16 protein-coding genes are annotated in these 15,883 nt (G+C 70.4%); 5 read left to right on the forward strand and 11 right to left on the reverse strand.

Annotated features, from left to right (window positions below; translation table 11 throughout):
* Positions 1-57 precede the first annotated feature (57 nt).
* Entirely contained in the window at positions 58-1,377 is a 1,320-nt protein-coding gene (locus tag KV106_RS38405; RefSeq protein ID WP_057594990.1) for an MFS transporter, read from the forward strand.
* Between the two features lie 15 nt (positions 1,378-1,392).
* Here KV106_RS38405 and KV106_RS38410 read toward each other — a convergent pair whose 3' ends face one another.
* Entirely contained in the window at positions 1,393-2,073 is a 681-nt protein-coding gene (locus KV106_RS38410; protein WP_057594991.1) for a DJ-1/PfpI family protein, read from the reverse strand.
* Positions 2,070-2,423 (reverse strand): DUF6616 family protein, encoded by a 354-nt coding sequence (locus tag KV106_RS38415; protein ID WP_261217517.1) that lies wholly within the window; start codon positions 2,421-2,423, stop codon positions 2,070-2,072. The genes KV106_RS38410 and KV106_RS38415 overlap by 4 nt, the downstream gene beginning before the upstream one ends.
* A 76-nt stretch (positions 2,424-2,499) precedes the next feature.
* Between KV106_RS38415 and KV106_RS38420 the strand changes: the two genes are divergently transcribed.
* A complete protein-coding gene (locus tag KV106_RS38420; protein ID WP_261217519.1) occupies positions 2,500-3,567 on the forward strand; it encodes an AraC-like ligand-binding domain-containing protein in 1,068 nt (355 codons plus the stop codon).
* Here the strand turns inward: KV106_RS38420 and KV106_RS38425 are convergent.
* Positions 3,546-4,448, reverse strand: coding sequence for a transporter substrate-binding domain-containing protein (locus KV106_RS38425; RefSeq protein WP_057595010.1), 903 nt, complete (start codon positions 4,446-4,448; stop codon positions 3,546-3,548). The two genes, KV106_RS38420 and KV106_RS38425, sit on opposite strands and share 22 nt — an antisense overlap.
* 16 nt (positions 4,449-4,464) lie before the next feature.
* Positions 4,465-5,799, reverse strand: coding sequence for an aspartate aminotransferase family protein (locus tag KV106_RS38430; protein ID WP_261217522.1), 1,335 nt, complete (start codon positions 5,797-5,799; stop codon positions 4,465-4,467).
* A gap of 175 nt (positions 5,800-5,974) precedes the next feature.
* Here KV106_RS38430 and KV106_RS38435 point away from each other — a divergent pair, with 175 nt between their 5' ends.
* A complete protein-coding gene (locus KV106_RS38435) occupies positions 5,975-6,874 on the forward strand; it encodes a LysR family transcriptional regulator (RefSeq protein WP_261217524.1) in 900 nt (299 codons plus the stop codon).
* A 7-nt stretch (positions 6,875-6,881) separates the two neighbouring features.
* Here KV106_RS38435 and KV106_RS38440 read toward each other — a convergent pair whose 3' ends face one another.
* Positions 6,882-7,784, reverse strand: a complete 903-nt coding sequence (locus KV106_RS38440; RefSeq protein WP_261217525.1) for a LysR family transcriptional regulator — start codon at positions 7,782-7,784, stop codon at positions 6,882-6,884.
* Between the two features lie 123 nt (positions 7,785-7,907).
* On the opposite strand from KV106_RS38440, the gene KV106_RS38445 reads away from it, so the two are divergent.
* Positions 7,908-9,254: an amidohydrolase gene (locus tag KV106_RS38445; protein WP_409976601.1), complete on the forward strand. Its 1,347-nt coding sequence runs from the start codon at positions 7,908-7,910 to the stop codon at positions 9,252-9,254.
* Here KV106_RS38445 and KV106_RS38450 read toward each other — a convergent pair.
* From KV106_RS38450 to KV106_RS38460, 3 genes are read right to left on the reverse strand one after another with little or no spacing between them, the layout of a single operon-like run.
* On the reverse strand, positions 9,235-9,897 hold the full coding sequence (locus KV106_RS38450; protein ID WP_261217526.1) for a DUF6134 family protein: 663 nt from the start codon (positions 9,895-9,897) through the stop codon (positions 9,235-9,237). The two genes, KV106_RS38445 and KV106_RS38450, sit on opposite strands and share 20 nt — an antisense overlap.
* Positions 9,894-10,700: a DUF1295 domain-containing protein gene (locus tag KV106_RS38455; protein WP_261217528.1), complete on the reverse strand. Its 807-nt coding sequence runs from the start codon at positions 10,698-10,700 to the stop codon at positions 9,894-9,896. Before KV106_RS38455 ends, KV106_RS38450 begins: the two co-directional genes overlap by 4 nt.
* Before the next feature lie 10 nt (positions 10,701-10,710).
* Positions 10,711-11,754 carry an SAM-dependent methyltransferase gene (locus KV106_RS38460; RefSeq protein ID WP_057595005.1) on the reverse strand — a complete coding sequence of 348 codons (1,044 nt, stop codon included), beginning with the start codon at positions 11,752-11,754 and terminating at the stop codon, positions 10,711-10,713.
* A 182-nt stretch (positions 11,755-11,936) separates the two neighbouring features.
* On the opposite strand from KV106_RS38460, the gene KV106_RS38465 reads away from it, so the two are divergent.
* Positions 11,937-12,962, forward strand: coding sequence for a LysR family transcriptional regulator (locus tag KV106_RS38465; RefSeq protein ID WP_057595006.1), 1,026 nt, complete (start codon positions 11,937-11,939; stop codon positions 12,960-12,962).
* On the opposite strand, the gene KV106_RS38470 is transcribed toward KV106_RS38465, so the two are convergent.
* From KV106_RS38470 to tauA, 3 genes are read right to left on the reverse strand one after another with little or no spacing between them, the layout of a single operon-like run.
* The gene (locus KV106_RS38470) at positions 12,880-13,761 is read right to left on the reverse strand and encodes an ABC transporter permease subunit (protein WP_057595007.1); all 882 of its coding nucleotides are present in this window, start codon (positions 13,759-13,761) and stop codon (positions 12,880-12,882) included. The two genes, KV106_RS38465 and KV106_RS38470, sit on opposite strands and share 83 nt — an antisense overlap.
* Entirely contained in the window at positions 13,754-14,542 is a 789-nt protein-coding gene (locus tag KV106_RS38475; RefSeq protein ID WP_057595008.1) for a taurine ABC transporter ATP-binding protein, read from the reverse strand. The genes KV106_RS38470 and KV106_RS38475 overlap by 8 nt, the downstream gene beginning before the upstream one ends.
* Before the next feature lie 26 nt (positions 14,543-14,568).
* Entirely contained in the window at positions 14,569-15,585 is a 1,017-nt protein-coding gene (gene tauA / locus KV106_RS38480; RefSeq protein ID WP_261217535.1) for a taurine ABC transporter substrate-binding protein, read from the reverse strand.
* Between the last annotated feature and the right edge of the window lie 298 nt (positions 15,586-15,883).

Below are 15,883 nucleotides of genomic sequence, written 5' to 3' on the forward strand. Positions count from 1 at the left end.
GCCCGCCGAGAGCGAAGACCAAGAGGCCGCCACGACAACACTCATCGGAGACAACACATGAGCAGTGCACGCGACGACGAGAAAACGATTCGCAGGGTGGTGATTTCGGCGCTGGTGGGCGCCACCATCGAGTGGTACGACTTCTTCCTCTACGGGGTGGTGGCCGGCATCGTGTTCAACAAGCTCTACTTCCCGGGCAGCGACCCGGTGGTGGCGACCTTGCTGGCCTACACCACCTTCGCCGTGGGCTTCGTCACGCGGCCGCTGGGCGGCGTGATCTTCGGCCACTTCGGCGACAAGATCGGGCGCAAGAGCATGCTGATCATCACGCTGATGATCATGGGCGTGGCCACCTTCCTGATCGGCCTGGTGCCCACCTATGCGCAGATCGGCATCGCGGCGCCGCTGCTGCTGCTGGTGCTGCGCGTGGCGCAGGGCATCGGCCTGGGCGGCGAATGGGGCGGCGCGGTGCTCATGGCCTACGAATACGCACCGAAGGAGAAGCGCGGCTTCTATGCCTCGCTGCCGCAGATCGGGCTGGCCATCGGCCTGTGCCTGGCCTCGGGCGTGGTCGCGCTGCTGTCGTGGCTCCTGACCGACGAGCAGTTCATGGCCTGGGGCTGGCGCATCGCCTTCCTGATCTCGGGGCTGATGGTGGCGGTGGGCATGTACATCCGGCTGCACGTGAAGGAAACGCCCGAGTTCGCCGCGGTGAAGGCGCGCAACGCCGAGCTGCGCATCCCGTTCATGGACATGCTGCGCCGCTATCCGGGCAATGTGCTGAAGGGCATGGGCGCGCGCTACATCGACGGCGTGTTCTTCAACATCTTCGGCGTGTTCTCCATCGCCTACCTCACGGGCACGCTCAAGCTCGGGCGCACCGACGCGCTGCTCGGCGTGATGGCCGCGGCCATCGTGATGTGCTTCGCCATCCCCTTCTTCGGCCGCATGTCGGACCGGCTCGGCCGGCCCCGGGTCTACATGTGGGGCTCGCTGATCACGGCGGTGTCGGCCTTCCCGGGCTTCTGGCTGATGACGCACAGCGAGGGCAACGTGCTGCTGGTGTGGCTGTCGATCGTGATCCCCTTCGGCATCCTCTACGCCTCGGTCTACGGCCCCGAGGCCGCCCTGTTCTGCGACCTGTTCGACGCCAAGGTGCGCTACACCGGCATCTCCTTCGTCTACCAGTTCTCGGGCATCTTCGCCTCGGGCATCACGCCGATCATCGCCACCGCCCTGCTCAAGTCGGGCGGCGGCGAGCCGTGGCAGATCTGCCTGTACGTGCTGTTCGCGGGCGTGGTGTCGGCGCTGTGCGCCTGGATGATCGGGCGCAGTCCGTCGCCGGCGGATGCGCCGGTGGTGGCGCCCGCGCGCTGACGCGGCGCAGGACCACTACCTGCGCGCCGCCGCGACCCGCTCGATCGTGCCCAGCGGCATGAGCTCGCGCAGCGCCTCGCGCGCACCGGCCACCAGGGCCTCGTCGCACAGCTCGGGCCGCCCCGTGCCATAGGGCGGCTGCGGCGCGTATTCCATCAGCAGCTCCACCATGCGGCCCGTGGCCTCGCCGGCGATCTCGCCAACAACGCGCACGCCGAAGTCGATGCCGGCGGTCATGCCGCCGCCGGTCATGCGGTTGCGGTCGATCACGATGCGGCCGGGGCTCGGGATCGCGCCCAGCAGCGCGAGCCGGTCTCGCGCATACCAGTAGCAGCCCGCACGGTAGCCGTCGAGCAGCCCGGCCGCCGCCAGCAGCAGCGAGCCGTTGCACACGCTGGTGATCCACGTCGAACGCGCGCCGATACGGGCGAGGAAGGCCTTGGTCTCCTCGTCCTCGAGCAGCGCGAACAGTGCCTTGGTGTTGCCCGGTACGAACAGCAGGTCAGGCGCCTCCCAGCAATCGTCGAAGCCATGCGTGGCGACGACGCTGACGCCGGCATCCGAGGGCAGCGCGCCGGTGCGCTTCCACGCGAGCTGCGACTCGAAGCCGGGGATGAAGGACAGCGCCTGCAGCGGACCCGCGAGGTCGATCAGGGTCATGCCCGGAAAGACCAGCGACAGCACCTTGAAGCTCATGACGGGATCCCCGCCAGCAGTTCGAGCACCTGGGCCGGGGTCTGCGCCACGCCGGTCGTGTTGCGCTGCTCGAAGAGGGTGTACCAGCCCGAGGCTTCGACGCCCTGGCAAAAGCCCGCGACCGCCTCGGCGCCGTCCATCTCCCACACGGCCCAGAACGCGGCGGCGGGATCGGCATGGTCGACGCCGCGGTCGGCCGCGCCCCAGCCCAGCGTGCGGATGCCGCCGGCCTTCATGGCCTCGATGGCGCCGAGCACGGCGTCGGCGAAGGCCCGGCGCTCGGCCGGCGTGCGGGCGATCCAGGCCGGCCTGGGTGTCCATTGTTCGATGAAGAGATGCTTGCTGCTCATGGGATTCCTCGGGTTGGATGAAGGGGCCGGCCGACGATAGCCAGCGCAGCGCCGGCGGCACGACTGCCGGTGCACCGTGTCTTGCACCAGCGTGCACGGCGTGCGGCCGCGCGGCCTCGCCTTGCTTGTGGCGCGCCGCCAGACCGGCTGTAATGCCCGGACCATGCACGCCCAGTCCTGTTCCACGCTCGACGTTCCCGCCGCCCAGCGGATGCGCTACTGGGAAAACGCGATCGCGCCCTACTTCGGCCGGCTGCGCGGCGACGACGATGCGGGCGGTCCGGACTTCGAGGCCCGCTGCGACATCTACGACGTCGGCGGCCTGGGCGCGGTGCGCATGCAGGTGCCGCTCTCGCGCGTGACGCGCGAGGCCCGCGATGCGCTCGACAGCGGCGGCAGCTATTTCAAGCTCTCGATGCAGATCGCCGGCGCCGCCGACGTGCACGCGGCCAACCGCACGGTGCACCTGGGGCCGGGCGACTGGATCATGCTCGACCAGCGCCTGCCCTACACCTGGGAATCGGCCGCGCCGGCCTCGCTGTTCGGGCTGCAGATCCCGCGCGAGCGCCTCGCGGCGCTGGGCCTGCCGTCGCTGGTGTGTTCGCGCGACGAGGCGCTGGCCGACAGCGGCATGGCGCCGATCCTCGGCGGCCACCTGCGCACGCTGAACACGCAGCTCGCGCACGTGACCGGGGATGCCGCCCACCTGCTGGCCGAGGCCTCGATCGGCCTGCTCGCGACCACTCTGTCGAGCGGTCGCCCGCACGCGCGCGCGCCGGTCGATGCGCTGGCCGCCGTGCGCCTGCGCGCGGTGCAGTACGTGCGGCTGCATGCGAGCGAGGCCACGCTCTCGGTCGATGCGATCGCCCATGCCCTGCGCTGCTCGCGGCGCTACCTCTACAAGGCCTTTGACGGCAGCGACGCGAGCCCCGAGCGGCTGATCTGGCAGACCCGGCTCGAGCGCTGCCACGAGGCGCTGCGCGATGCGCGCAACCATGCGCGCCCGGTCTCGTCGATCGCCTTCGAGAACGGCTTCAACAGCGACGCCCACTTCGCGCGCATGTTCCGCGCGCGCTACGGCCAGTCGCCCGCGCGGCTGCGGCGCAGCCTGCGGGCGCAGGCTCAGGGCAGCCGCTCCTCGTAGGCCTCGGCCGGCCGGTCGTTGGGCGACTGGAAGGCCGCCTTGAGCGAATCGCTCAGCGGGATGTTGATGACCGCATTGCGCGGCGGGATCGGCGCCATGAACCAGCGCGCATAGAGCTTCTCGAGCGCGCCCGAGGCCATCGCGCTCGCGAGGTAGCCGTCGACCGCGCGCTTGAAGGCCGGGTCGTCCTTGCGGATCATGATCGCGATCGGCTCGATGCCCAGCGGCTTGCCGACGATGCGGAAGTCCGCCGGGTTGCGCGCGTTCGAGATGTTGCCCGCGAGCGTGTTGTCGTCCATCGCGAAGGCATCGGCGCGGCCGCTCTCGAGCAGCAGGAAGCTCTCGGCATGGTCCTTGGCCAGCACGATGTTCAGCGCCATGCCCTTGTTGTCCTGCTCGAGCTTGCGCAGCCGCTGCACGAGCGTGGTGCCCACGGTCGTGACCACGGTCTTGCCCCGGAGCTGCTCCGCCGACTCGATGCCGCTGGCCGCGCGCACGGCGAAGCGCGCCTCGGTGATGTAGGTGGTGCTGCCGAAGGCCACCTGCTGCTGGCGCGCGGCATTGTTGGTGGTCGAGCCGCACTCGATGTCGACGGTGCCGTTCTGCAGCAGCGGCACGCGGTTCTGCGAGGTCACGACCATCGGCCGCACCGCCACGCCGGGCAGCAGCTTCGCGAGCATCTGCTCGCAGAGCTCGACGTGGTAGCCGACGTAGCCGCCGCCCACCGCGTACGACAGCGGCGGCGAGGCCTCGCGCACGCCCATCACGAGGGTGCCGGCGGCCTTCGCCTTGGCGAGCGTGCCGCCGGGTTCCTGCGCGAACGCGGCCAGCGCGGCGGCCGCGAGCAGCGCGCCCGCGAGCATTCGATTCGGGGTCTTCATGGCGTCCTCCGGCGCGTCAGGCCGCGAGCGCCACCGGCGCGGCATGGGCGATCTCGTCCAGGCTCTCGCGCAGCGCGCGGTCGAGGATCTCGATGGCGCGGTCGATCTGCTCGTGCGCCACGTTGAGCGGCGGCGCGATGCGCCACACCGAGCCGCGCTCGGGCCGGCGCCGGATGTTCATGCTCAGGCCGAGCTCGAAGCACTTCTTCGTGGTGCGCGCGCCGAGCTCGTGATGGGGCAGCCGCGACTCGCGGTCCTGCACCAGCTCCACGCCGAGCAGCAGGCCCTCGCCGCGCACGTCGCCGATCGCCTCGTAGCGCCGCTGCAGCTCGAGCAGTTGCCCACGCAGGTAGGCGCCGGTGGTGCGCGCGCGCTCGATCAGGCCCTCGCTGCGGATGGTGTCGAGCACCGCCAGGCCGACGGTGGCGGGCAGCGGGTCGGAGACATGGCTGGTGTAGAAGGTGAAGCCCTTCTCGTGCACGTCCTGCTCGATGCGCGGGCTGGTCGCCACGGCCGCCAGCGGCAGGCCGCCGCCCATGGTCTTCGACACCGACATGATGTCGGGCACCACGCCGTAGAAGTCGGAGGCGGTGCGGTGGCCGATGCGGCCGAACGCGGTCTGGGCCTCGTCGAAGATCAGCAGCATGCCGCGCTCGTCGGCGGCGCGGCGCAGCGCCTGCATGTACGACCGGGGCGGCACCAGCACGCCGCCCGCGCTGATGATCGGCTCGATGATGATCGCGGCGCGCCGGCCGGTCGAGGCCATGTCGTACATCTTGAGGCCGAGCTCGAGGCAGGCCAGCGCCGATTCCTCGCCCGACATGCCGCGGATGTAGGGCCGGTAGGCGTTGGGCTCGGGCATCAGGTAGACGCCGGGCACGTGCACGCCGTAGCCCTTGCGGTCGCTCGCGAACGACACCGCGCTGGTGCCGCCGGTCACGCCGTGCCAGGAGCCGCCGACGGCCAGGATCTCGAAGCCGCCGGTGTACATCTTCGCCATGCGCAGCGCGACCTCGTTGCTCTCGGAACCGGTGTTCACGAACAGCGACTTGGTGAGCGGCGCGGGCATCCAGTCGGTGGCCATCTTCTGCGCCAGCTCGGCCACCACCTCGGGGATCATGCCGCTGAACAGGTGGAAGGCCTTCTCGCCGGCCTCGTGCACCGCGCGCACGATGGCCGGATGGTTGTGGCCGATGGTGGCGCACATCTGGCCCGAGGTGAAGTCGAGGATCTCGCGGCCCGTGTCGTCGACCACCACCGCGCCGCGGGCGCTGCGGAACAGGTTGGGGAAGGTGTCGCCGCCGTAGCGCACCATGTATTCCTTGGCGGCCGCGCGCAGTTGTTCGCTCATGTCCGAATCCTTTGCTGAAGTGGTGAGTGGATTCGCCAATGGTCGCGAGGCCCGCGCACGCGGTCCAATGTCGAGTTTGCATCCGGGCGCGATGCGCCGCACGCATCGCCCATGCACGCAACCGATGGGCACGCGGCTTGCAGAATGCGCCGCACGCAAAGGAGCAAGAGGCGCGATGGACACACGCTGGTTTCAGGATTTCGTCACCTTGGCCGAGGTGCAGAACTTCACGCGCGCGGCCGAGATGCGCAACGTCTCGCAGGCCGCGTTCAGCCGCCGCATCCAGGCGCTCGAGCAATGGCTGGGCGCCAAGCTGATCGATCGCGCGGCCTATCCCACGCGGCTCACGCCCGCGGGCGAGCGCTTCCGCAAGGTGGCCGCCGGCCTGCTCGACCAGATCGCCGATGCGCGCGCCGAGATCGGCGACGCGCCCGCGCGCAACCATGTGCGCATCGCCTCGACCTATGCGCTGGCCAGCACGCGGCTGCCCGGCTGGTGGGCGCGCTGGTCGGGCGCGGGCGACCTCAGTTGCAGCCTCGAGGTCGGCAACGTGCACGACACGCTGACGGCCTTCAGCGCGGGCTCGGCCGACGTGCTGATCGGCTTCCACCAGGCGGCGCATCCGCTGCAGCTCGATGCGGCGCGCTTCGAGCGTCGCGAGCTCGGCCTCGAGCGCGTGCGGCCCTACGTGTCGCGCGCGCTCGCCGCCTCGGAACGCTTCGCGCTGCCGGGCAGCGCGACCCATCCGCTGCCGCTGTTGATGTACTCGCCCAGCGGCTACTTCGCGCGCGTGGTCGCGACCGCGATCGAGCAGTCGGCGCAACCGCTGACCGGCTACCGGGCCTTCGAGTCCGAGATGACCGACGTGCTCGGCGACCTCGCGCAGCAGGGCATGGGCATCGCCTGGTTGCCCGACAGCTCCTTCGTCGCGGGCCGGCTCGGCGAACTGGTGCCGGTGGGCGACGGCGCCTGGGACGTGGAGGTCGCGATCGTGGCCTGGCGCGCGCGGCTCAATGCGCGGCCGGCGGTCGCGCGGCTGTGGGAGCGCATCGGCGCCGACGCGCTGCCTGCCTGAAACGACTTCAGCCGGGCTCGGCCGGCATGCGCTCGGCGATCACCTCGCGCAACAGCGGCAAGGCAGGCGCCTCGCTGCGGCCGGCCAGGGTCACGAGGCCGAAGCGCGCGCGGCCCAGCGGCGGGTGCACCGGCAGCGCGACGAGGTCGGGCGCCACCGCGCGCACCGCGAGCAGGATCGCGTCGCTGTCGCGCGCGAGCTCGACCAGGTTCGACAGCTCCGAGCAGCGCAGGGTCACGCACTGGTCGGGATGCGCCTCGGGGCCGTAGGCATCGACCATCGCGCGCACCACGTCGCGCCCGAGGCCGGTGGACGCGAGCGGGTAGTCCTTCAAGCTCTGGAACGTCATCGGCCCGCGCTTGCGCGCGAGCGGATGGCCGCGCCGGCACATGAAGGCGCCGCCCATCTCCACCAGCGGCTCGACGCGCAGATCGATGCTCGGCGTGACGGTGCGGAACTCCACCACCACCGCATCGAGCGCGCGCTGGCGCAACGCCTGCACCAGCCGGTCGGTGTCGCCGCGCAGGATGTCGATGCGCACCGGCGCGCCACGGTAGGCCATGCGCTGCAAGAGCGGCGTGGCCAGCAATGCGCCGGGCCCGGCGCCGAGCCCCACGCGCAGGTGGGCGCCGCCGCCGCCGCGCGCGCTGGCCACCAGTTCCTGCGCATCGCCGACCAGGTGGCGCGCGCGCTCGAGCATCTCGCGCCCGAAATGCGAGAGCTCGCTGCGCCGGCCCACGCGGTCGAACAGCGCGCGGCCGAGCACCTCCTCGAGCGCATGGATGCTGCGGCTCAGCGCGGGCTGCGTGATCGACAGCGCCTTGGCCGAGCGCGTGAAGGAGCCCGTTTCGGCCACCGACAGGAAGTGGCGCAACTGCACGAAGGTCATGGCATGGAGGGGCCTGTTCATGCATCGGAATTATGGCTGTGGATAGAACAATGCATTGGACGCCTGGCAAGCCATTGCCTAGATTCGCGGCCGGTCCCTTTCCAGAACAAGCAAACACACCTCACCCAGGAGACAGGTCCCTTCATGCATTCCCTTCGCCAGCTTTCCCTCGCCGCCTGCCTCGCCTGCGCCGCCGTGCCCGCCGCCATGGCGCAAGGCGCCGCCCCCAACGCCCAGCGCATCGAGTCGCTCGCGCGCGAGGCCTATCCGCAGCTCGACACGCTCTACAAGGACATCCACGCCCATCCCGAACTCGGCTTCCAGGAGGTGCGCACGGCCGGCAAGCTCGCCGAGCAGATGCGCGCCCTCGGCTTCGAGGTGACCGAGCACGTGGGCCGCACCGGCGTGGTCGCGGTCCTGCGCAACGGCGCCGGCCCCACGGTGCTGGTGCGCACCGAGCTCGACGCGCTGCCGATGCAGGAGAAGACCGCCCTGCCCTACGCGAGCCAGGCCAAGGCCACCTGGCAGGGCCGCGAGACCTTCGTCGCCCACAGCTGCGGCCACGACGTGCACATGGCGAGCTGGGTCGGCACCGCGCGCACGCTGCTCGCGCTCAAGGACCAGTGGCAGGGCACGCTGGTGTTCGTCGCGCAGCCGGCCGAGGAGGCCAGCGGCGGCGCCAAGGGCATGCTGGCCGACGGGCTCTACAAGCGCTTCCCCAAGCCCGATGCCGCCTTCGCGCTGCACACCTCGCCCTCGTCGTACGGCTACGTCGGCTACCGCGCGGGACCGATCACCTCGGCCTCCGACGGCTTCGAGATCGACTTCAAGGGCCGCGGCGGCCACGGCTCGGCGCCGCACCATGCGATCGACCCGATCGTGCAGGCGGCCCATTTCGTGACCGACGTGCAGACCGTGGTGAGCCGCGAGAAGGACCCGGCCGAATTCGGCGTGGTGACGGTCGGCGCGATCCAGGCCGGCACCGCCGGCAACATCATTCCCGACTCGGCGCTGTTGCGCGGCACCATCCGCAGCTACAAGCCGCAGGTGCGCAAGCAGCTGATCGACGGCGTGCGCCGCACCGCGCTGGCCTCGGCCGCGATGGCGGGCGCGCCCGAGCCGGCGATCGGCCTCGACCCGGCGCGCGGCAACGCCGCGGTGATCAACGACCAGGCGCTCGCGCAGCGCACCGTGGCCGCGCTCAAGGCGCAGCTCGGCGACGCGAAGGTGGTGCAGGTGCCGCCGATCACCGCCAGCGAGGACTTCTCGGACTTCGCGGTGGAGGGCGTGCCCACCTTCTTCTTCTTCATCGGCGTGAACGATCCGAAGGAGGTCGCCGACTCGCAGAAGGAAGGCGGCAAGCCCCTGCCCTTCAACCACTCGCCGTTCTTCGCGCCGGTGCCCGAGCCCTCGATCACGACGGGCGTGCAGGCGATGACGGCGGCGGTGTTGAGCGCGCTGGCCGCGAAGCCTACTTCAACCGGTAGCTGAGCTTCTTGCCGCCACGCACCTGGGCATCGAGGCCCAGCCATTCGCCGTCGGCCACGGCATACCAGAGGTCGATCGGCTGCTCGGGCCCGCTGACGCGCCAGCGCCGGGCCGCCACGCCGCGGCCACGCACCTCGACGCGGCCCTCGTCGAGCGCGGCGATGCGCACCGGCTCGAGCTTGCCGGTCTGCGCATTGAGCAGCTGCTGCTGCGCGCGCATCGCGGGGTTCCAGTAGGCGAAGCTCATCACGCAGCCCGGCAGCGCGCTGCGCCCGCGCGGCGTGACGACCACCAGCGCGGGGCCGTCGCCCTCCGACTCGCGCTCGGCGCGCACCTCGGAGCGGTCGCCGCCGTCGTTGGTGTCGGCATCGAGCCGGCGCAGGCAATCGCCGCGCCAGTGCTCGACCGCCGAATGCCGGTAGCGGTAGACCGTGACGCCCAGCAGCTTGACCGCGAACGCGGCCTCGCTGCTCAGCCGGCGCTCGTCGCCCGCGACGGTAAGCACGAAGCGGTGCTCGCCGATCGGCGCGTCGTCGAGCAGTACGCGGAAGTTCCATTCGCCCGTGGCGGGCGAGGCCACCGGCTGCGCGCCCGCCGCGAAGGCCAGCACGCACAGCAGCGCCAGGCCGGCATGGCGCACCCTCATTTCGGCGGCCGGCGCACCGGCCCCGGCACGAAGGCGTTGGTGCGCGCGATGTAGTCGCGGTAGGCCGGCCGCCGGTGGCCGATGTCGGCCTCGAGCAGGCGCACGCCCGACACGCGCAGCAGCAGCCAGGTCATGAGCAGCGGCGACACCACGCTCCAGGCGCCGCCGAGGCCGGCCGCGCCCAGCGCCATCAGCCACAGCCCCCACCAGACGCAGGCCTCGCCGAAGTAGTTGGGATGGCGGCTGTAGCGCCACAAGCCGCGGTCCATCACCTGGCCGCGCTGCGAGGGGTCGGCCTTGAAGCGCGACATCTGGGCATCGGCGATGGCCTCGAAGCCGATGCCGAAGGCCGCCAGCGCGCCGCCCGCGATGTCGAGCCAGCCCAGCGGCCGCGCGCCCGCCATGCCGACGAACAGCGGCGCCGAGACGATCCAGGCCAGCACCGCCTGCAGCCCGAAAACGAGGTACAGGCTCTTGAGGCCGAAGCCCGGCTGGTTGCGCGCGCGGATCGCCTGATAGCGCCGGTCCTCGCCGTGGCCCCAGTTGCGCGCGGCCACATAGAGCGCCAGCCGCAGCCCCCACAGCAGCGCGAGCACGGCCATGGCCAGGCCGCGCGGCTCGTGCAGCGGCGCGTTCGGCAGCAGCACCAGGTAGACCAGGCCCGCGCCCGCGATCAGCACCGGCCAGAAGCGGTCGATCAGGCTCGCGTCGCGCCGCGCCAGGCTCTCGAGCCAGACCACCAGCGCGACCGCGGCGGTGAAGGCGAGGCCGGCGAAGGCGGCTTCCGGTGCGCTGAATCTCATCGTGCCGGCTTCAGGCGCGCCGCTCGAACAGGTAGTGGCTGACCCACCAGCGCTGCCCGTGCTCGTAGCCGAACAGCTCGGCCACCGACATGAAGAACAGGCGCCAGCGCGTCCACCAGACGTTGGCCTGGTCGCCGTAGGTGGCCTGGAACAGCGGGCGCAGCGCCTCGCGGCGCTGGTCCATGTTGCGCAGCCAGGCCTCGGCGGTGCGCTGGTAGTGGCGGCCTTCCCAGCGCCAGCGGCGCAGCAGCCGCAGGTCGTCCTGGCAGTGCAGCGCGAGGTCGTCGCTGGGCATCATGCCGCCCGAGAAGAAGTGCTCGCTCATCCAGTCGCTGGCGTCGCGCACCTCGAAGGGATAGGGCGCCTCGCGGTGCACGAACACGTGCATGAAGAAGCGCCCGCCGGGCCGCAGCCAGCGCGCCACGTTGGCGAAGGCCTGCGGCCAGTTGCGCAGGTGCTCGAACATCTCGACCGAGACCACGCGGTCGAAGCGCTCCTCGGTGTCGAACACGTTGATGTCGCGCGTGAGCACCCGCACATTGGCCAGCCCGCGCCGCGCGGCCTCGGCCTCGATGTATTCGCGCTGCGAAGCCGAGTTCGACAGCGCCGTGATCCGGCTGCCCGGGTAGTGCGCGGCCATCCACAGCGTGAGCGAGCCCCAGCCGCAGCCCAGCTCGAGGATGTCCTGCCCGTTGTCCAGCCCGGCGCGCTCGCAGGTGCTGGCCAGCGCGGCCGATTCGGCCTCCTCGAGCGTGCGCGTGCCCTCGGGCCAGTAGCAGCTGCTGTACTTGCGGTGGTTGCCGAGCACCTGGCCGAAGAAGGCGGCCGGCACCTCGTAGTGCTGGGCGTTGGCCTTCTCGGGCAGCGGCGCCAGGCTGGCCGAGCGCATGCGGCCGACGAAATCCTGGGTCAGCTCGGCCACGGCCGGGGTGTTGCCGGCATACAACTCCGACAGCCGGTCCTTGAGCAGGCGCCGGATGCCGCGGCGCACCACGGTATCGGGCACCAGGCCCTTCTCGACCCAGCGGATGGCGAACGCGATGTCCTGCGGCATGGCTTCTTCTTCCTTCTCGTGCGTGTTGGCGGGCCCCGCCGTCCGGGACCGATCACCCCCTGTACGCAGCCGGCGGCGATCCGGATGCAACCGGATGCATCCGGCGGGCGCAAACCAAAGTTGCGCCATGCCCCTGCACCGGCGCGGGCCTCTGGCCGAACTGGAACAATGCGCCCACTCTCATGGACGGACTCGATCTCATCAAGACATTTCGCGAAGTCGCGTTCCGGCGCAGCTTCTCGCGCGCGGCCCTGTCGCTGGGCATGTCGAAGGCCACCGTCAGCCGCTACGTGGCCGAACTGGAGGAGCGCAGCGGCGTGCGGCTGCTCAACCGCTCCACCCGCTCGCTGAGCCTGACCGACGCCGGCGAGGTGCTGCTCGAGCGCAGCACCCAGCTGGTCGACATGGCCGAGAACACCCTCAACGACCTGCAGGCCCACGGCGCCCACCCGCGCGGCCGGCTGCGCATGAGCGCGCCGCACGGGCTGATCGCCGGCTGGCTCTCGGACGTGATCGCCGAATTCATCAAGCGCTACCCCGACGTCTACGTCAGCCTGGTCTTCACCAACAGCGCGGTCGACCTGATCGGCGAGGGCATCGACATCCACCTGACCGGCGGGCGCATCGACGACATGAACCTGATCGTGCGGCGGCTGGTGCAGTTCGACATGGTGGTCTGCGCCACCCCGGCCTACTGGGCGCTGCGCGGCATGCCGCGCGTGCCGGCCGACCTGAGCCGGCACGACGTGCTCAGCTATTCGGCCGCCCCGACCACCCACCTGCCCTTCGAGACCGAAGGCGAGGCCTACGAGGTGCCGGTGCACAGCCGCATGGAGGCCAACGACGCGGTCGCGCTGATCGAGCTGGCGCTGCGCAGCGTGGGCGTGGCCTACGTGCCCGAGCCGCTGGCCCAGTCGCACCTGGAGCGCGGCGCGCTGGTGCCGGTGCTGCGCGAGCACATGCCGCACGACCACTGGCTCTATGCCGCCTATTCGCAGCGGCGCCACAACAGCGCGGCGATGCGCGCGATGCTCGACTTCCTCGAGCAGTCGATGGGACCCGACGGCGGGTTGCCCTCGCCGATGCCGCCGGCCGTGCCGGTCTCGCCGCCCGCCGCGCCTTCCGCTACATGCGCCCTTTCCAGGGAACCAGGCGCCGCTCGAGCCAGCGCATCAGCAGGTCGAACAGATACGCCACCACCCCGATGACCACGATCCCCATGATCACAATGTCGGTACGCAGGAAGTTCGACGCGTTGAGCACCATCTGACCCAGCCCCATGTTGGCCGCCACCATCTCGGCGGCCACCAGCGTGGTCCAGCCGAAGCCGATCGCGATGCGCATGCCGACCAGGATGTCGGGCAGCGCCGAGGGCAGGATCACGTGGCGGATCACCTGCAGGTAGCTCGCGCCCATCGAGTAGGCCGCGTTGATCTGCTCCTGCGAGGCGCTGCGCATGCCCGAGCGCGCGGCCAGCGCCAGCGGCGCGAAGCAGCTCAGGAAGATCAGCAGCACCTTGGGCAGCTCGTCGATCCCGAACCAGATGATGATCAGCGGCAGGTAGGCCAGCGGCGGCAACGGCCGGTAGAACTCCAGCGGCGGATCGAAGATGCCGCGCCAGAAGCGGCTCATGCCCATCGCGATGCCCACGGGGATGGCCGTGACGCAGGCCAAGAGGAAGGCCGAGAACACGCGGAACATGCTCGCGAGGAAGTGCTGCCACAGCGGCTTGTCGTTGGCCTGGCCGGTCAGGTATTCGTAGAACTGCTGGAACACCGCCTGCGGCGTCGGCAGGAACAGCGGCTTGACCCAGCCCATGTTGGTGACCAGGAACCACAGCGCGATCAGCGTCAGCACCGTGACCACGCTGATCGTGAAGCTCGAGCCTTCGCCCGGCACCTTGAAGGCGCTGGTCTTGAGCTTGGCGCCGGGCGCGGGCGGCGGGACGGCGGTGGGCTTGGTGGGAGGCGTCATGGGAACCGGCGATGCGATGCTGGCCTCAGGCATGGGCGGCCTCGCGGTGGTGGATGATGGAGAGCACTTCCTCGCGCATGCGGATGAACTCGGGCTCGGACTTCACCTTGCGCGAATCGCCGTGCGAGAGGTACTGGCGCGAGAACGGCACCTCGTCGTAGACGTGCGAGATGCGCCCCGGGCTCGGGCTCATCACGATCAGCCGGGTGGCAAGGAACAGCGCCTCCTCCACCGAGTGGGTGATGAAGAACACCATCTTGTTCGAGGTCGACCAGGCCTGCAGCAGGATCTCCTGCACCTGCTCGCGCGTGAAGGCGTCGAGCGCGCCCATCGGCTCGTCCATCAGCAGCACGGCCGGATCGCTGGCCAGCGCGCGCGCGATGCCCACGCGCTGCTGCATGCCGCCCGAGAGCTCGTACACCGCGCGGTCGGCGTACTTCTGCAGCCCGACCAGCGCGAGTTTTTCTTCCGCCACACGGTCGCGCGTGGCGCGGTCGACGCCCGCGAGCCGCAGGCCCAGCGCCACGTTGTCGCGCACGTTGAGCCAGGGCATCAGCGCATGCTTCTGGAACACCACGCCGCGGTCGGCGCCCGGGCCGGCCACGGGTTGGCCGTCGAGCAGGATCTCGCCGGTGGACGGCGGCAGGAAGCCGGCGATGCAGTTCAAGAGCGTGGTCTTGCCGCAGCCCGAGGCGCCGAGCGCGACCACGAAGTCGCCGTCGTGCATGCGCAGGTTGACCGGCGCGAGCGCCTGCAGGGTGCCGCCCTTGACGGCGTAGTTGACCGTGAGGTCGCGGATGTCGAGCGTGGGCATGGGCTTTTTTGTTTACCGGGCCGCGCTCACTTGGCCGCCAGGGCCTTCTCGACGTAGGTGGTGGTCACGTAGGCCGAGTAGTCGGGCTTGACCTCCTGCACCCGGCCCTGTTCCTTGAGGAACACCGCCGTGTTGGCCATCGCCTTGGCCGCGCCGCCGCCGAGCCAGGTCGGCGAGAGCTGCTCGGACAGGGTCGGGAAGCTGTAGAGCGCCATCGCCGGGCCCACGTCCTGCGGATTGGCCTTGGTCCACTTGGCCATCGCCTTGGTCTGCGGCGAGTCGGGCGTCCAGCTCTTGCCCGAGGCCTTGTACTCGTCGTTGGCGCGGTTGAGCGCCTTCACGAACGCCACCATGAAGGCCTCGTTCTCGGCCGCCCACTTGGCGTTGACCACGATGCCCTCGAAGGTCGGCGCGCCGCGCTTGCCGATGCTGCCCGAGGTGGCGATCACCTTGCCGCTGGAGCGGATCTTGGAGAGCACCGGGTCCCAGATGAAGGTGGCGTCGATGTCGCCGCGCTCCCAGGCCGCCGCGATCTCGGGCGGGCGCATGTTCATCACGTTGACCTTCTTCGCGTCCACGCCGTCCATCTTCATCGCGGCCATGAGCTGATAGTGGGCGGTGGAGACGAAGGGCGTGGCCACCTTCTTGCCCGCGAGGTCCTTGAGGCTCGCGATGCCCGAGGCATTGCGCGCCACCAGCGCCTCGGCGTCGGCGATGTCGGCCGAGATCCAGAACAGCTTGATGTCCTGCCCCTGGCTGGCCGCGGCCGTGAGCGGGCTGGAGCCAGTCTCGCCCATCTGCACGTCGCCCGAGGCCATGGCGCGGATCACGTCGCCGCCGCCCGAGAACATGCGCCAGTTGATCTTGTAGCCGGTGGCCTTCTCGACCTCGCCCGACTCCATGACCAGGCGCAGCGGGACGAGCATGTCCTGATGGGCGAAGGTGAGTTCCTTGGCCTTCTGGGCGAAAGCGGTGCCGGTGGTGGCCAGCACGAGCAGCGCTGTGGCTGCGATTGCACGGTGCAGGGATCGACGCGTGTTCATCCGGGTTCTCCTTGTCTGTTGCGGGCGGCGCTGGCCGAGGCTTCGGGGCGAGGGGTACTGTGCATGGTTGGGGGTGGGGTGCAAAGTGCCAGGGGTGGGAGGGGGGAGGTGCCAGTGGACTGGGACTTACCCTTGTTTGGTGCCTTGGGGCACGGGGGAGGTGCGCTTTTTGTTTTTGGGTTGTTTTCTTTGGTGAGGCTGTTGGCCGGGTCTCGCCCCGGCGGGCGACTTACTTTTCTTGTCTCGCTGTATGGACCGGGCACATGGTGGACAGGTGTGCGAGGACATGGTGGACACC

Source organism: Variovorax endophyticus, from assembly GCF_025376855.1.
Classification (GTDB): domain Bacteria; phylum Pseudomonadota; class Gammaproteobacteria; order Burkholderiales; family Burkholderiaceae_C; genus Variovorax.

Bases quoted from the DNA above. Each gene is read 5' to 3' on its own strand.
- KV106_RS38450 (WP_261217526.1), bottom strand. From the start codon at position 9,897: ATGAGGGTGCGCCATGCCGGCCTGGCGCTGCTGTGCGTGCTGGCCTTC.
- KV106_RS38415 (WP_261217517.1), bottom strand. From the start codon at position 2,423: ATGAGCAGCAAGCATCTCTTCATCGAACAATGGACACCCAGGCCGGCC.
- KV106_RS38440 (WP_261217525.1), bottom strand. From the start codon at position 7,784: ATGAACAGGCCCCTCCATGCCATGACCTTCGTGCAGTTGCGCCACTTC.
- KV106_RS38455 (WP_261217528.1), bottom strand. From the start codon at position 10,700: ATGAGATTCAGCGCACCGGAAGCCGCCTTCGCCGGCCTCGCCTTCACC.
- KV106_RS38425 (WP_057595010.1), bottom strand. From the start codon at position 4,448: ATGAAGACCCCGAATCGAATGCTCGCGGGCGCGCTGCTCGCGGCCGCC.
- tauA (WP_261217535.1), bottom strand. From the start codon at position 15,585: ATGAACACGCGTCGATCCCTGCACCGTGCAATCGCAGCCACAGCGCTG.
- KV106_RS38435 (WP_261217524.1), top strand. From the start codon at position 5,975: ATGGACACACGCTGGTTTCAGGATTTCGTCACCTTGGCCGAGGTGCAG.
- KV106_RS38405 (WP_057594990.1), top strand. From the start codon at position 58: ATGAGCAGTGCACGCGACGACGAGAAAACGATTCGCAGGGTGGTGATT.
- KV106_RS38470 (WP_057595007.1), bottom strand. From the start codon at position 13,761: ATGCCTGAGGCCAGCATCGCATCGCCGGTTCCCATGACGCCTCCCACC.
- KV106_RS38475 (WP_057595008.1), bottom strand. From the start codon at position 14,542: ATGCCCACGCTCGACATCCGCGACCTCACGGTCAACTACGCCGTCAAG.
- KV106_RS38445 (WP_409976601.1), top strand. From the start codon at position 7,908: ATGCATTCCCTTCGCCAGCTTTCCCTCGCCGCCTGCCTCGCCTGCGCC.
- KV106_RS38460 (WP_057595005.1), bottom strand. From the start codon at position 11,754: ATGCCGCAGGACATCGCGTTCGCCATCCGCTGGGTCGAGAAGGGCCTG.
- KV106_RS38430 (WP_261217522.1), bottom strand. From the start codon at position 5,799: ATGAGCGAACAACTGCGCGCGGCCGCCAAGGAATACATGGTGCGCTAC.
- KV106_RS38410 (WP_057594991.1), bottom strand. From the start codon at position 2,073: ATGAGCTTCAAGGTGCTGTCGCTGGTCTTTCCGGGCATGACCCTGATC.
- KV106_RS38465 (WP_057595006.1), top strand. From the start codon at position 11,937: ATGGACGGACTCGATCTCATCAAGACATTTCGCGAAGTCGCGTTCCGG.